Below are 13,220 nucleotides of genomic sequence, written 5' to 3' on the forward strand. Positions count from 1 at the left end.
ATAATCAACCGAATCAGTGGAGGGGGAGAAATGATGCTACTTACACCGGGGATGGCAGCATTTGATATGGATGGTACATTGTTGAATGAGGCATCACAAATGTCCAAGGGAAACAGAGAAGCACTGTTAAAGCTGCAGGAAACAGGCTGCAAGCTGGTACTATCGACAGGAAGAATGTTTGGTTCCGCACAGATTCCGATTGATTCGTTTCCCTTCGACGGTTATGTTTGCAGCAATGGGGCTGCCCTTTACGAAAAGGATGGAACGCTGATCCGCCGCTATTCCTTAGCAAAAGAGATGGTCATCGGAGCAATCCATGCACTCAGACAAGATTCGGAGCCGGTTTACTACGAAATGCACGATACAAACAGCAATCGCTGGATGGTGCAGGAGGATCGGGATCGTCTGGAACCAATTATCGAGCAGGGCACTTCGTTAGAGGGAGTTTCTATGCGGCGGTTTGCCTTGTATAGGCTTGCAAAAGTGGTTCCTCTGGAAGAAATGCTGAAAAATATTGAGACGGGTGAAGCTGAGATCGTGAAGTTTTTCATTTGGGAAAGCGATGCGGAGCGCTTGAAGTGGATCGCCGATCAGTTTGCTGCCTGGAAAAGTCAGATTTCCATTACTTCATCCGGAAGTACCAACATAGAGATCAATTCACACGGCGTTTCCAAATGGGAAGGACTACGGCATTTTTGCCAGCTGTGGGGGATAGCGCCAGAGAAAGTGATGGCTTTTGGCGATGCGGAAAATGATCGGGAGGCGCTGACCGAGGCTGGCTACTCGGTGGCGATGGAGAATGCCTCGTCCAAAATCAAGGAAATCGCCAAATTTGTTGCACCACATCACAATGAGGATGGCGTGGCCCAGTTTATTTGGAAGCATGTCCTGGGTGAGACGCCTTCACGATAAGGGACAAAAACTGTGTATAGCTTGCACGAGAAGAAACCGTTCGTACGCGAACGGTTTTTTTTCTATTGTTGAGAATTGATATCAATTATAATGAGCGCAGTGACTGGGCAGGGGGAGGGAATGCGTATGAGGCGAAAAGAATTATTGGATCTACAGAGTCGTCACGAAATCATGGGATCTTTTGGAGATAAGGCTCATATCCTTTTGGGTATGAGCTTTTTTGATTAGGCGTATAACAACGCTTACATTGACAAGATCAAGCAATCAGCTTACAATGACCCTAATTATGACACCTACGTAGGGGGATTTTTTCCATGGACGCTTTAGCGTTAGAAAAAAAAGCCCAGCGCAACGCTGAGTTACGTGAACGATTGATGCAGTTGAAGAAAGAGCGTAATGCTATTATCTTGGCACATTTTTATCAACGGCCGGAAATTCAAGAAGTAGCAGATTTTATCGGGGATTCTTTTGGACTCGCTCAAAAGGCCAAAGAAACGGATGCAGACGTGATTTTGTTCTGTGGTGTTCACTTCATGGGAGAAAGTGCAAAAATTCTCAATCCCCAAAAGACGGTTATTATTCCCGATGAACGAGCAGGCTGTCCGATGGCGGATATGGTGAATGTAGACGGCTTGCGCAAGCTGAAAGCGCAGCATCCAAACGCAAAGGTTGTCGCCTACATTAATACATCCGCTGACGTAAAAGCAGAAACCTACATCTGCTGTACATCGTCCAATGCCAAGAAGGTTATTGAATCACTCGACACGGACGAGATCATTTGGGTGCCGGATAAGAACTTGGGCCACTATGTATCCCAGTTTACCGACAAAAAAATGATCATATGGGAAGGGTACTGCAATACGCATGACCAGCTGTCTGTCGAGGATATCATGACATTGAAGCAGCAGCATCCGGAAGCAGTCGTTGTCGTCCACCCGGAGTGCCGTCCAGAAGTGGTTTCGTTGGCGGATTATGTGGGTTCTACGACCGGCATTTTGAAATATTGCCGCGAGTCCTCCCACAAGGAATTCATTATCGGAACCGAAGACGGAACGCGCTACATGCTGGAAAAAGACAGTCCGGAAAAAACCTTCATTTTTGCCTCCAAGTATCTGGTATGTCCAAACATGAAAGTAAACAACCTGAAAAAGTGCGTAGAAGCTCTGGAGAACATGAAGCCGGAGATTTTCGTACCGCAGGATGTGGCTGATGCAGCACGAGCATCGCTGGAAAGAATGCTGGAAGTAGCTCCAGGCTAATAAGAGGATATCACAAGCTGCGTTTGCTCCGGCAGGCGCAGTTTTTTTGTGGGCAAGGCAACGATCCGCCAAACGCTAAAAAGCCCGGAACTCATGGTTCTGGGCTTTGCCATTTTCGCAGTAGTCTTCCATTTCTTACGAAGGCATGGGAGTCGGAGTTGGCTTTCCGTACCCTTCTTTATAAGTATTGTCGATGTAGTCGCGAATTTCCTTTGTCGTTTTCCCGGCTTCCTTCAGCTTGGAGGAAATAACGGCGATCTCCATACAAACTCCGCAGCGAGTTCCGTGATCATCCCATACGATGGAACCGTCAGATTTTTCTTCTTTAATAAAGCAGTTGCCATTATGCTGATGACCGGCACTCTCGCCGCAGCCGCAATAGCAAGGGATGGATTTTAACAGTTCGCGATTGGCAGCGGCCACTTTGTAGGACTCCACGATGACAGGGTCCTGATTGTCGAGAAATTTCGGCAATTGGTCTGCGGAAGCGGTCATTTCCTGCAGATCGCCGTTTGGTGCGTGTTGGGAATGGCTGGCATGCTCCTGACCAGCTTGATCGTTAGAACCACAGCCAGTTAACAGGGCTACCGTCATGACGCTAATGGTTAACCATGATTTCCGTTTCATCTGGACAAACCTCCTCCCGCCTATTTTACCGTATAAGATTTTCCCAGCGCAAATTCACACGGGAGGAAGCTGTATGGGGATAGATGTTTAAATATGCCTATTAAATCGTAATAAATCCTATTTACATTCTGGTTGACTGTCCGTATAATGAAAAACGGGAAGCAAGTAAATCGGAATGATTATGAATTACTAGAGGAGATGACTAGAAAAATGAAGAAGAGCCTGTTGGCTTTATTGAGCATCGTAACAGCTGTGGGGATCGCTGGCTGCGGAAGCAAGGAAACAGCAAGCACTCCAGCAGCAGAGGGGAGTGTGGCTGCTAAGCCAAAAGTATACACGACAATTTATCCGCTGGAATACGCTGCCGAACGGATTGGTGGCGATCATATCGAAGTCACTAACTTGATTCCGCCGGGGGTAGAGCCGCATGATTACGAGCCTACAGCCAAAGATATGGTGGCATTGTCAGGGGCAGACATCTTTGCCTTTAACGGCAGTGGTCTGGAGCTGTGGGTAGACAAGGCAGTGGAAAGTATGGATAAAAATAAAACGACCATTGTTAATGCGACAGAAGGAATGGATCTGCTGCATGCGGTGGAAGAGGAGCATGAGCACGAGGGAGAGGCAGCGACCGAAGAGGAAGGTCATGATCATGGGGACAAAGATCCGCACGTATGGCTGGACCCTAGTAAACTGAAAGAGCAAGCTGCGAAGGTGAAGGATGCTCTGGTGAAAAAGGATCAGGCCCATGCTGCCGACTACGAGAAGAACTTCCAGCAGCTGTCTGCAGATCTGGATCAATTGGATAAAGAATTCAAGGGCATGGTAGCGCAGTCCTCCAAAAAGGAATTCATGGTCTCTCACAGCGCATTCGGCTATCTGGCGAACCGCTATGGCTTGGAACAAGTGGCTATTTCCGGAGTGAATCCAGCTGACGAGCCATCGCCATCGCAGCTGAAAGAATTGGTGGAACATGTGAAAGAACATCAAATTTCGTACGTTTTGTTTGAAACACTCGTGTCTCCAAAAGTCGCTGAGGTGATTGCCAGGGAGGCAGGTGTGCAGACGGCGACACTGAATCCGCTGGAAGGTTTGACGGAAGAGGATGTCAAAGCAGGCCGTGATTACATGTCCATCATGCGTGAAAATATCGAGACGCTGCGCGCAGCGTTAAAATAAATGGGAATAATGAAGGTGTCGCTCTTTCGGGCGGCATCTTTGCTTATAGAAGATGTTGCTTTTTATATTTTGCACCTTAGCCCTTGTCGTCCTCGCAAAATCGTAGTAGGATGAAGGGGATTAAATCAGAACAAATCCGATTTGAGGAATGATTGATTCATGGAACGCATAACCAAAGGAGAAGCTGTGGTAAAGCTCACGGACGTTTCCTTTCAATATGAAGAAAAAATGGTTCTCGACCAGGTGGCGTTTACTTTGGAGCGCGGTGACTTTGTCGGGATTGTTGGTCCCAACGGCTCAGGTAAATCCACGCTGATGAAGCTCATTCTCGGGCTTCTGTCGCCGACCAAAGGCACAGTCGAGCTGTTCGGGCAGCCGCTCTCGAAGTTTCGGGATTGGAGCCGAATCGGATACGTTGCCCAGCAGGTCGCTCATGGTGCTGGTGGTTTTCCTGCAACGGTGCGGGAAGTGGTCGCATCCGGGCTGGTTGCCAAGGTTGGACTTTTTCGCCGATTGAAAGCTCACCATCACGAAAAGGTCCGGGATGCGGTGGAGCGTGTGGGATTGACAGCCAAGCTCGATCAGAGGATTGGCAGCTTGTCGGGCGGTCAGCTGCAGCGTGTATTTATTGCCCGTGCACTGGTTGCGGAGCCGGAGCTGCTCATTTTGGACGAACCAACTGTCGGGGTGGATCAGGAGTCGATTGAACAGTTCTACAGCTTGTTGCGCTCCCTGAAAGAAGAAAATGGGTTGACCATGATGATTGTCAGCCACGATGTAGGTGTCATGACGCAGTGGGTAAACAAGGTAGCCTGTGTTCAAAAGAAAATCCATTTCCATGGAACGGCGCACGAGTTCGCTCACAATCACGAACAAATCCTGACGCAAATGTACGGTGATTCAGTAAAACTGCTGTCTCATCACCATTGATTGTATATAACATGGAAAAGAAGGAGCATGAACATGCTTGCTGATTGGTGGCAGTATGATTTTTTGAGGTATACCCTGTTCTCAGGGATTTTGATTGGACTGATTTGTCCCATCCTCGGGACTTTTTTGATTGTACGTCGTTTGTCGATGATGGCAGATGGTCTTTCGCACGTAACACTTTCGGGTGTGGCGGCAGGGATGCTGGTTTCCAAGAAAATCGCATTTTTCTCTGCCGTAAATCCGTTGTTTTTCGGGATGCTGTTTGCGGTGATTGGTTCTTTGTTTATTGAGCGGCTGCGCAAGGTGTATAAAGCGTATCAAGACCTGGCCATTCCGATTATCCTGTCCACTGGCTTGGGCCTGTTTACGGTTCTGATCAGTGTCGCCGACGGCTTTAATACGGATTTGTACTCATACTTATTCGGTAAGATCGTGACGGTATCGATCGAGGACTTGTACGCACTCGTCGGTGTAGCGGGTGTTGTACTGGGAACCGTGTTTCTCATCTACAAAGAGCTGTTCGCGGTCTCCTTTGACGAAGAGTTTGCCCGTGTATCGGGTGTAGCGCGCCGAGCAATCAACCTGTGGTTTATGGTACTCGTGGCGTTGACGATTGCGGCTTCTATGCGCATTGTCGGTGTCCTGCTGATTTCGGCCTTGATCACACTTCCGGTTGCCACTAGTCTGCAGATCGCTCGAAGCTTCCGCCAGACGATTTTCTTTTCGATCCTGTTTGCGGAAATATCCGTGCTGGCCGGATTGTATTTTGCCTACCTGTTAGATTGGGCATCTGGTGGTACAATTGTGTTAATGGCTGTATTGATTTTGCTGGTCGTCTTAGGTGTAAAAAAACTGCGAGTTCTCATGCGATAGATCAACCAACCCAGTAAAGACAAAAGGAAGGAGAGTTTGTCGATGAAAGTAGAAGAAGCGCTGCAGATCTTGAAAGATCATGGATTCAAGTATACCGGCAAGCGGGAGGAGATGATTCGCATCTGCGCGGCGGAGAAGCGATACCTGTCTGCCAAAGATATTATGGAGCGAATCAAAGAGCTGTATCCTTCGCTCAGCTTTGATACCGTTTATCGCAATATCTCCACTTTTGTGGAATTGGGGATTCTCGAGGAAACCGAGCTCGACGGGGAGGGTAAATTCCGGTTGGCATGTTCGACAGATGGACATCACCACCATCACGTCATTTGTACGGAATGTGGAAAAACCTCTTCGTTACCCGGCTGTCCGATGAATATCATGTCAGCTGTACCTGATGATTTTCAGGTCACTGGCCACAAGTTTGAAGTGTACGGAACATGTAAGGATTGCGTAGCGCACACTAACTAAACCTTTGTAAGAAACAGAGAAGAGCATCTGCCGATGAGGGAGGTGCTCTTTTTTGGTGCGCCCAGCATGGGCGATAGCTCTAGGGTGTAAGTCCCGAACGGGGGTTGGCTGTACCAACCGTTAGCCCAAGGCAAGGGTGTCCACCGCGAGGTGGAATCTGAAGGAAGCCGGCGGCAAAGTCCCGACCTGAGGTACACGAACCCAATTTGAGGCTGTTGTATTCGGGTGAGTCTGCCAAACAAGACGAAGCCCCATACAGCCAAGGAATACAGCAGTAAACTTGGGCAGGTACATGGGATGAAAGTTATCGCTCTTACCTGGGGAGGTCTGCATGAAGTGCCTTCAAATGTTGGTAACCGTCTTCGTAAGGAGACGCTGAACATGCAGAAGTCAGCAGAAGCCATAGTACCCAAGTAAAGGACGCTTGAACGGGGAAGGGCTGAACATTAAGTCAACACATCCGCTAATCACTTTCGTGATAATACTGTGAAGCAGAATTCTGTAAGGAACTACTCTTGGAGAAAATGGGTGAAGCCCTGAGGGTACAAGAGAGGGCTGAGTATTGTCCGGCAAGACTAGAAGGATGCGTGCGGAGGAAGGGTATCGTCATGGAGCTGTTGGAGAAAGTCCTGTCACGAGAAAATCTATTAGTGGCACTCGAAAGAGTGGAAAGAAACAAAGGATCGGCGGGAATCGACGGTGTTTCAACCGAACAACTGCGCGATTATATCCGTGAACACTGGTTGACCACTAAAAAGCAGATTATGAAAGGGACCTACAAACCTTCCCCTGTCCGCAGAGTCGAAATCCCGAAATCTGACGGAGGAGTAAGGTTATTAGGTATTCCTACCGTGATAGATCGCTTTATTCAACAAGCCATCCTCCAAGTTCTTACTCCTATATTTGACCCCCACTTCTCAGAATCCAGTTTCGGATTCCGACCGAACCGTGGTGCGCATGACGCCATGAGACAAGCACAATTTTATATTTCCGAAGGATATCGCTTTGTCGTGGATATGGACTTAGAGAAATTCTTCGACCGGGTTAATCACGATATTTTAATGAGTCGGGTTGCTCGAAAAGTAAAAGATAAAGCTTTGTTGAAACTTGTTCGCGCATATCTACAAGCAGGCATCATGGTCAATGGCATCTGCCTTTCGGCAGTAGAGGGCACACCACAAGGTGGTCCACTTAGTCCGTTATTGGCGAACATCTTGCTCGACGATTTGGATAAAGAACTGGAAAAGAGGGGACATCGCTTTTGTCGATACGCAGACGATAGCAATATCTACGTGAGAACAAAGCGGGCGGGAGAACGGGTAAAAGAAAGTATCCAAAGCTACTTGGAGAAGGTACTTAAGCTTAAAGTAAATGAGCAGAAGAGCGCAGTGGATCGACCTTGGAAGCGTAAGTTCCTCGGTTTCGGTTTCACTAATGCAAAACAAGCAAGGATTCGGCTTCATCCAAAATCACTTCTGAAGTTGAAAGAGAAAATCCGCTTCATCACTAATCCGGTATGGAGCATCTCTATGGATGAAAGGATTCGGAAGCTAAACCAGTACCTCATGGGTTGGATCGGATATTTTGCCCTTGCGGATGCAAAGAAAATCCTTCAATCTATCGACGAATGGATACGACGTAGACTTCGACTTTGCTTGTGGTCTCAGTGGAAGCGAGTACGAACCCGATATCGAGAACTTCGCTCTCTGGGTTTATCGCACGTCCAAGCAATAGAAATTGCAAACACCAGAAAGGGTGCATGGCGTACCACAAAGACTCCTCAAATGCACAAAGCCCTCGGAGTTGCATATTGGCAACAACAAGGGCTGAAAAGCTTATTACAACGATATTCTGTCATTCGTCAAGCTTGATGAACCGCCGTATACCGAACGGTACGTACGGTGGTGTGAGAGGACGGGAGTTAGTCGCTCCCTCCTACTCGATTACAGGAAGGATTGATGAGATCCTTATCCAGTATAAGTGCCAAGTACCCTTTGGATGCAAAAGGCTTGCGATCCAAGTTTTCGAACATGGTCGATAAACCCGAAAGATTTGCTATAATGAGTTGGAAATCATCGGTTTTTTCATTGCTTAACCTATCAAGAGGAGAGAAGGGACACGAGATGATTCCCCGCTATATCGTCGACTTTGATTTGCACGCTTTGCCGCGAAGGAAAACGAAAGTGGCTATCATTGGAGCAGGGATCGCTGGTTTGTATACAGCCTTGCAAACGAGCGAGTATGCAGATGTGGTATTGATCAGTAAAAAGGAATTGGACGATAGCAATACTCGCTGGGCGCAGGGTGGGATCGCTGCGGTGACAGCCAAAACAGACACGCCAGCGCTGCATCGCCAGGATACGCTGATCGCAGGTGCAGGACTCTGCTCATACGACGCGGTGGACGTGCTGGTGCATGAGGGACCGGATCGGCTGCAAGAGCTGATCGCCTACGGTACCGAGTTTGATCGGGACGAGCAGGGACACTACGAGCTTACCCAAGAGGGGGCACACAGTAAACGGCGAATCCTGCATGCAAATGGAGATGCGACTGGAGCGGAAATCGTTCGCGCTTTATCTGCGCGAGTCATGGAACAGCCGAACATTACGGTACTCGAGCATCATTTTGCTATCGATGTCGTGACGCAGAATGACGAGTGCGTAGGTGTGATCGTGCGGGAGCCAAACGGCGAGCTATTTTTCCTGGAAGCAGATGCGACGGTACTCGCGACAGGTGGCGCCGGGCAGCTGTATCGTTATACGACAAATCCGGAAATTGCGACCGCAGATGGAATCGGGATCGCTTATCGGGCAGGTGCTCGCATCAGGGACGTAGAGTTTATTCAGTTTCACCCAACGGCCCTTTACTATCCAGGCGCACCACGTTTCCTCATCTCCGAAGCTGTTCGAGGTGAAGGAGCGGTGCTGCGCAATAGCAATGGCGAGCGTTTCATGGACAAGTACCATCCGCAAAAGGAGCTTGCCCCCCGTGATGTGGTGGCTAGGGCGATCGTCTCCGAGATGGAAAAAGCGAATGCAACGAACGTTTTTCTAGATATTACACATGAATCAGCGGAATTGATTCGCCATCGTTTCCCGACGATTTATCAATTTTGCCTGCAATATGGTTTAGATATGGTAACAGACTGGATCCCGGTAGCGCCTGCCTGCCATTATATGATGGGTGGTGTGCAAACGGACTTGCATGGCGAGACTTCTACCAAACGATTATTTGCGTGCGGGGAAGCATCGAGCACAGGGGTTCACGGTGCCAACCGCCTGGCGAGCAATTCTTTGTCAGAGGCTGTTGTTTTTGGCCATCGGATTTCTGAGCGGATCAAAGAGCTGCCGGATTTGCCGGATGTTCTGCCTAAGAGGGTGGTAGCAGACCCTGGACAGCGTCACGCTGCGGGTACACGCGAAAAAAGAGTGAAGCTGCAAAAGCTGATGCTGCGCTATGTGAGTGTAAAACGGGATGAAAAAGGCCTGCGTAAAGCACTGGAAGAGCTGGAGCGCATGGAGCAGGACTTTCAGGATATCCCGATGGAACGGGAAGATTTTGAATACCTCAATTTATTGAATACAGCAGTCTTGACGACCAGGGCTGCCCTCATGAGAGAAGAAAGTCGGGGCGGGCATTATCGCATCGATTTCCCTGAGAAGGACGACTTAATTTGGCGCAAGCACTTGGTGCAGTCTATCTCTGCTGGCGTCCAGGAGGAGAGTGGCAAAAACGATGTGGAATAAACGAGAGCTGCAAAGAAAAATCGAAGAGTGGCTGCACGAGGACTTGGGCTTCGGTGACATTACAACGATGAGTACGATTCCGGAGGGCGAGCAGGGAATCGGGATTCTTTATGCCAAGGAAGCGGGAATCGTAGCCGGATTGCAGATCGCACAGCAAGTGTTTGAAACGGTTGATCCAGAGCTGACCTTTACGGCCAAGGTAGAGGAGGGTACCCGCGTGGAATACGGCCAGCAAATTGCAGAAGTGAGCGGGTCTGTCCGTTCGATTTTGAGTGGAGAGCGATTGGCCCTAAACCTGATGCAGCGCCTGTCAGCCATTGCGACAAAAACAAATGAGTACGTACAGGCTGTAGCTGGCACTAAAGCCCGCGTGGTCGATACGCGCAAGACGACACCTGGCATGCGTTTTCTGGAGAAATACGCGGTGCGCGTCGGAGGAGGCCACAATCATCGGTTCGCTTTGTACGATGCGGTGATGATCAAGGACAATCACATCAAAGGTGCTGGTGGGATTGCGCAAGCTGTTGCTGCCGCACGCGCTGCCATTCCGCATACGATGACGGTCGAGGTGGAGGCGGAATCATTGGGGCAAGTCCAGGAAGCACTGGATGCAGGGGCCGATATCATCATGCTGGATAACATGTCGAACGAGCAAATGGTGGAGGCGGTTCAACTGATTGCTGGGCGTGCGATCGTCGAAGCCTCTGGTGGAGTGAACCTGAATACGATCGGTTCCATTGCGAAAACCGGCGTGGATATCATATCGGTAGGAGCGCTGACGCACTCAGTCAAGGCATTTGATATCAGCCTTGATTTGAATACGCGCAAGCGCTGAGGAGCATTGCCATGCTACTGGTGATAGACATCGGCAACTCCAATATCGTGATGGGTCTGTATGCTGGGGACGAGCTGCGGCAGCAATGGCGTGTCTCTACGGATCGGAACAAGACCGAAGATGAGTACGGCATGCTGGTAGCAAGCCTGTTCCAGCATGCAGGTTTGACCCTTTCCCAGGTGAGTGGGGTCATCATTTCCTCTGTCGTGCCGCCTTCCAACCATACGATGGAGCGGATGTGTGAAAAGTATTTGCGTCAAAAGCCGTTGCTGGTCGGGCCCGGAATCAAGACGGGATTGAACATCAAATACGAGTATCCGCGAGAAGTGGGGTCAGACCGGATTGTAAATGCGGTAGCTGCCATCCACTACTACGGTATCCCGACGATTGTGGTTGACTTCGGGACAGCGACGACTTTTTGCTATGTGGATGAGCGGGGGCAGTATTGGGGTGGTGCCATTGCTCCAGGGATCGGGATTTCCACGGAGGCGTTGGTTAGTCGTGCTGCCAAACTCCCACGAATCGAGATCGCTAAGCCTGCGAGTGTCGTTGGACGGAACACGATTGCGGCGATGCAGTCTGGAATTTTTTACGGGTTTGTCGGGCAGGTAGAGGGGATCGTTCGCCGGATTATTGCCGAGTACGGAACCCAGCCCAAAGTCGTTGCGACTGGTGGGCTGGCATCATTAGTAGCAACAGAGACGGAGTGCATCCACATCGTCGATCCGTATTTGACTTTAAAAGGGCTGCGGCTGATTTACGAACGAAATCAATAGGCTGAGTGGGATGGGAAAGCCGCAGCTCATGTTAGAGCATGCGGCTTTTTGTCTTGTTTTAGTCCGTTTCGCTATTCCTCTGGAGCGGTTTATAAAAAATGACTTCTGGGTCTCCGGGATCGAGATTCTCAATAATTCCACTCTGAATGAAGCCCAGCCTTTGACAGAGGCGCTGCATGGGCCTATTGGAAAGATTAGTGGAAGTGAACAGTTTATCTTTTGTGCAAACCGACTCTACATATGTGATGAGGTCTGCTCCGATTCCTCGATTTTGATGCTGAGGATGTACAATCAGGAGTGGGATAAAGCACTGTTTAAAAAAGCTATAATCCATCACGATAAAACCAATAATTTCAGCATTCTCGCACGCAACAAAGCATTCTCCAGCTGTTACATTACTGCTCAATTCTTGAGCTCGGCTGGTATTTCCCAGAACAACAGCATCGATATGGCAGACCTTTGTGAGGTCTTGTAAAGTAGCCTGACGGATCAGGACCATGAAAGGAAGCCCCCTTTCTAATTTAGGAGAAAGAAAAAGAACAGATGCCATAAGAAAAGAATAACATGCTGCTAGCTGCAAGTATGGAATAAAGGATGCCTAGTCGGTTAACTTACATCTGCTCCCTTACTTTAATCAGGAGGTATAAAATAGAAAATCAACCTGAAAGTTGTAGGGGAAGTGAGAAGAGTATTTTCAGGTTTCGAGGGTTATGATAATCGCAGATCCACTTGGCGCCATGAAAAAACAAAAAAATGATAAAAGACTTGAGTTTATCGTTGACATTGAGTGTTCTACGATATAGAATGGCTATTGTGTCTGACAGCGATGTGTTATCTGATTGAACTTTTTTAAACTAAATTAAAAAAGTACTTGCGAAAAACCAAGAGATCTGGTAACATAGTAATTCCGTGAGGGAAACAACACGGATCGCTTCGATCCTTTATCATACATGGATGGATGTCCGAGCGGCCGAAGGAGCACGATTGGAAATCGTGTAGGCGGGGTCGACCCGTCTCGTGGGTTCAAATCCCACTCCATCCGCCATAATCACCCTTACATATTGGCCCGTTGGTGAAGCGGTTTAACACAGCAGCCTTTCACGCTGTCATACAGGGGTTCGAATCCCCTACGGGTCACCTATAAGAACCCTCATTTGTTGGGGGGCCGCAAAGTACTCGGAATATGCTTCAGAGCATAAACGTCACTTTGTGGGGATGTGGAGGCTTAGCTCAGCTGGGAGAGCATCTGCCTTACAAGCAGAGGGTCGGCGGTTCGATCCCGTCAGCCTCCACCATTTTCATTACTTGACCGATCAGGTCCCTGTCGCGGGATGGAGCAGCTCGGTAGCTCGTCGGGCTCATAACCCGAAGGTCGCAGGTTCAAATCCTGCTCCCGCAACCAAATTTTCTCCTTGCGTTTTAAGGAGGATCGAAGTACCTGTAGGGTGCAACTGAATATGGAGCTGTGGTGAAGTTGGAGTTCACGCCGGTCTGTCACACCGGAGGTCGCGGGTTCGAGTCCCGTCAGCTCCGCCATTTATACTTTAAATGTGTACATGGCGAATTTTATAGTACGAGCCATTAGCTCAGTTGGTAGAGCATCTGACTTTTAATC

Annotated in this window: 12 protein-coding genes and 6 tRNA genes (1 of these 18 running past the window's edge); 16 read left to right on the forward strand and 2 right to left on the reverse strand. The window is 49.0% G+C overall.

Annotation, left to right across the window (positions count from 1 at the left end):
• Positions 1 to 33: 33 nt before the first annotated feature.
• Together ACLIN2_RS00760 and nadA are read left to right on the forward strand one after the other, a co-directional pair.
• Positions 34 to 912, forward strand: coding sequence for an HAD family hydrolase (locus ACLIN2_RS00760; protein ID WP_411504500.1), 879 nt, complete (start codon positions 34 to 36; stop codon positions 910 to 912).
• A 314-nt stretch (positions 913 to 1,226) separates the two neighbouring features.
• Positions 1,227 to 2,171 (forward strand): quinolinate synthase NadA, encoded by a 945-nt coding sequence (nadA, locus tag ACLIN2_RS00765; protein WP_092275028.1) that lies wholly within the window; start codon positions 1,227 to 1,229, stop codon positions 2,169 to 2,171.
• Between the two features lie 135 nt (positions 2,172 to 2,306).
• Here the strand turns inward: nadA and ACLIN2_RS00770 are convergent, their stop codons facing one another.
• A complete protein-coding gene (locus tag ACLIN2_RS00770) occupies positions 2,307 to 2,798 on the reverse strand; it encodes a PCYCGC domain-containing protein (RefSeq protein WP_092275031.1) in 492 nt (163 codons plus the stop codon).
• A gap of 210 nt (positions 2,799 to 3,008) precedes the next feature.
• On the opposite strand from ACLIN2_RS00770, the gene ACLIN2_RS00775 reads away from it, so the two are divergent.
• From ACLIN2_RS00775 to ACLIN2_RS00810, 8 genes are all read left to right on the forward strand, one after another.
• The gene (locus ACLIN2_RS00775; protein WP_411503020.1) at positions 3,009 to 3,977 is read left to right on the forward strand and encodes a metal ABC transporter substrate-binding protein; all 969 of its coding nucleotides are present in this window, start codon (positions 3,009 to 3,011) and stop codon (positions 3,975 to 3,977) included.
• A gap of 159 nt (positions 3,978 to 4,136) precedes the next feature.
• Positions 4,137 to 4,907 (forward strand): metal ABC transporter ATP-binding protein, encoded by a 771-nt coding sequence (locus ACLIN2_RS00780; protein WP_092275035.1) that lies wholly within the window; start codon positions 4,137 to 4,139, stop codon positions 4,905 to 4,907.
• A gap of 33 nt (positions 4,908 to 4,940) precedes the next feature.
• Positions 4,941 to 5,780: a metal ABC transporter permease gene (locus ACLIN2_RS00785; RefSeq protein WP_411503021.1), complete on the forward strand. Its 840-nt coding sequence runs from the start codon at positions 4,941 to 4,943 to the stop codon at positions 5,778 to 5,780.
• Positions 5,781 to 5,822: 42 nt separating this feature from the next.
• Positions 5,823 to 6,248: a Fur family transcriptional regulator gene (locus tag ACLIN2_RS00790; protein ID WP_092275041.1), complete on the forward strand. Its 426-nt coding sequence runs from the start codon at positions 5,823 to 5,825 to the stop codon at positions 6,246 to 6,248.
• 608 nt (positions 6,249 to 6,856) lie between these two features.
• A complete protein-coding gene (gene ltrA, locus ACLIN2_RS00795) occupies positions 6,857 to 8,119 on the forward strand; it encodes a group II intron reverse transcriptase/maturase (RefSeq protein ID WP_411501590.1) in 1,263 nt (420 codons plus the stop codon).
• 252 nt (positions 8,120 to 8,371) lie between these two features.
• Positions 8,372 to 9,994, forward strand: a complete 1,623-nt coding sequence (nadB, locus tag ACLIN2_RS00800; protein WP_411503022.1) for an L-aspartate oxidase — start codon at positions 8,372 to 8,374, stop codon at positions 9,992 to 9,994.
• Complete coding sequence (nadC, locus tag ACLIN2_RS00805; protein WP_400588052.1) at positions 9,984 to 10,829, forward strand: carboxylating nicotinate-nucleotide diphosphorylase; 846 nt, start codon at positions 9,984 to 9,986, stop codon at positions 10,827 to 10,829. The genes nadB and nadC overlap by 11 nt, the downstream gene beginning before the upstream one ends.
• A gap of 11 nt (positions 10,830 to 10,840) precedes the next feature.
• Positions 10,841 to 11,605 carry a type III pantothenate kinase gene (locus ACLIN2_RS00810; RefSeq protein ID WP_411503023.1) on the forward strand — a complete coding sequence of 255 codons (765 nt, stop codon included), beginning with the start codon at positions 10,841 to 10,843 and terminating at the stop codon, positions 11,603 to 11,605.
• Between the two features lie 58 nt (positions 11,606 to 11,663).
• Here ACLIN2_RS00810 and ACLIN2_RS00815 read toward each other — a convergent pair whose 3' ends face one another.
• On the reverse strand, positions 11,664 to 12,104 hold the full coding sequence (locus tag ACLIN2_RS00815) for a GNAT family N-acetyltransferase (protein ID WP_092275053.1): 441 nt from the start codon (positions 12,102 to 12,104) through the stop codon (positions 11,664 to 11,666).
• A gap of 453 nt (positions 12,105 to 12,557) precedes the next feature.
• Here ACLIN2_RS00815 and ACLIN2_RS00820 point away from each other — a divergent pair.
• The 6 genes from ACLIN2_RS00820 to ACLIN2_RS00845 form a co-directional block, all read left to right on the forward strand.
• A tRNA-Ser gene (locus ACLIN2_RS00820) sits at positions 12,558 to 12,650 on the forward strand.
• Between the two features lie 18 nt (positions 12,651 to 12,668).
• Positions 12,669 to 12,742: transfer RNA gene (locus ACLIN2_RS00825), tRNA-Glu, on the forward strand.
• A gap of 82 nt (positions 12,743 to 12,824) precedes the next feature.
• Positions 12,825 to 12,900: transfer RNA gene (locus ACLIN2_RS00830), tRNA-Val, on the forward strand.
• A 30-nt stretch (positions 12,901 to 12,930) separates the two neighbouring features.
• Positions 12,931 to 13,007, forward strand: a tRNA-Met gene (locus tag ACLIN2_RS00835).
• A 57-nt stretch (positions 13,008 to 13,064) separates the two neighbouring features.
• Positions 13,065 to 13,141: transfer RNA gene (locus tag ACLIN2_RS00840), tRNA-Asp, on the forward strand.
• A 39-nt stretch (positions 13,142 to 13,180) separates the two neighbouring features.
• A tRNA-Lys gene (locus ACLIN2_RS00845) sits at positions 13,181 to 13,220 on the forward strand (it continues 36 nt past the right edge of the window).

The organism is Brevibacillus centrosporus, assembly GCF_046622605.1.
In the GTDB taxonomy this organism is placed as follows: domain Bacteria; phylum Bacillota; class Bacilli; order Brevibacillales; family Brevibacillaceae; genus Brevibacillus; species Brevibacillus centrosporus.

What these genes read in the sequence shown, in the direction of transcription:
- ACLIN2_RS00760 (WP_411504500.1), top strand. Translation starts at nt 34, where the DNA reads ATGCTACTTACACCGGGGATGGCAGCATTTGATATGGATGGTACATTG.
- nadA (WP_092275028.1), top strand. Translation starts at nt 1,227, where the DNA reads ATGGACGCTTTAGCGTTAGAAAAAAAAGCCCAGCGCAACGCTGAGTTA.
- ACLIN2_RS00770 (WP_092275031.1), bottom strand. Translation starts at nt 2,798, where the DNA reads ATGAAACGGAAATCATGGTTAACCATTAGCGTCATGACGGTAGCCCTG.
- ACLIN2_RS00775 (WP_411503020.1), top strand. Translation starts at nt 3,009, where the DNA reads ATGAAGAAGAGCCTGTTGGCTTTATTGAGCATCGTAACAGCTGTGGGG.
- ACLIN2_RS00780 (WP_092275035.1), top strand. Translation starts at nt 4,137, where the DNA reads ATGGAACGCATAACCAAAGGAGAAGCTGTGGTAAAGCTCACGGACGTT.
- ACLIN2_RS00785 (WP_411503021.1), top strand. Translation starts at nt 4,941, where the DNA reads ATGCTTGCTGATTGGTGGCAGTATGATTTTTTGAGGTATACCCTGTTC.
- ACLIN2_RS00790 (WP_092275041.1), top strand. Translation starts at nt 5,823, where the DNA reads ATGAAAGTAGAAGAAGCGCTGCAGATCTTGAAAGATCATGGATTCAAG.
- ltrA (WP_411501590.1), top strand. Translation starts at nt 6,857, where the DNA reads ATGGAGCTGTTGGAGAAAGTCCTGTCACGAGAAAATCTATTAGTGGCA.
- nadB (WP_411503022.1), top strand. Translation starts at nt 8,372, where the DNA reads ATGATTCCCCGCTATATCGTCGACTTTGATTTGCACGCTTTGCCGCGA.
- nadC (WP_400588052.1), top strand. Translation starts at nt 9,984, where the DNA reads ATGTGGAATAAACGAGAGCTGCAAAGAAAAATCGAAGAGTGGCTGCAC.
- ACLIN2_RS00810 (WP_411503023.1), top strand. Translation starts at nt 10,841, where the DNA reads ATGCTACTGGTGATAGACATCGGCAACTCCAATATCGTGATGGGTCTG.
- ACLIN2_RS00815 (WP_092275053.1), bottom strand. Translation starts at nt 12,104, where the DNA reads ATGGTCCTGATCCGTCAGGCTACTTTACAAGACCTCACAAAGGTCTGC.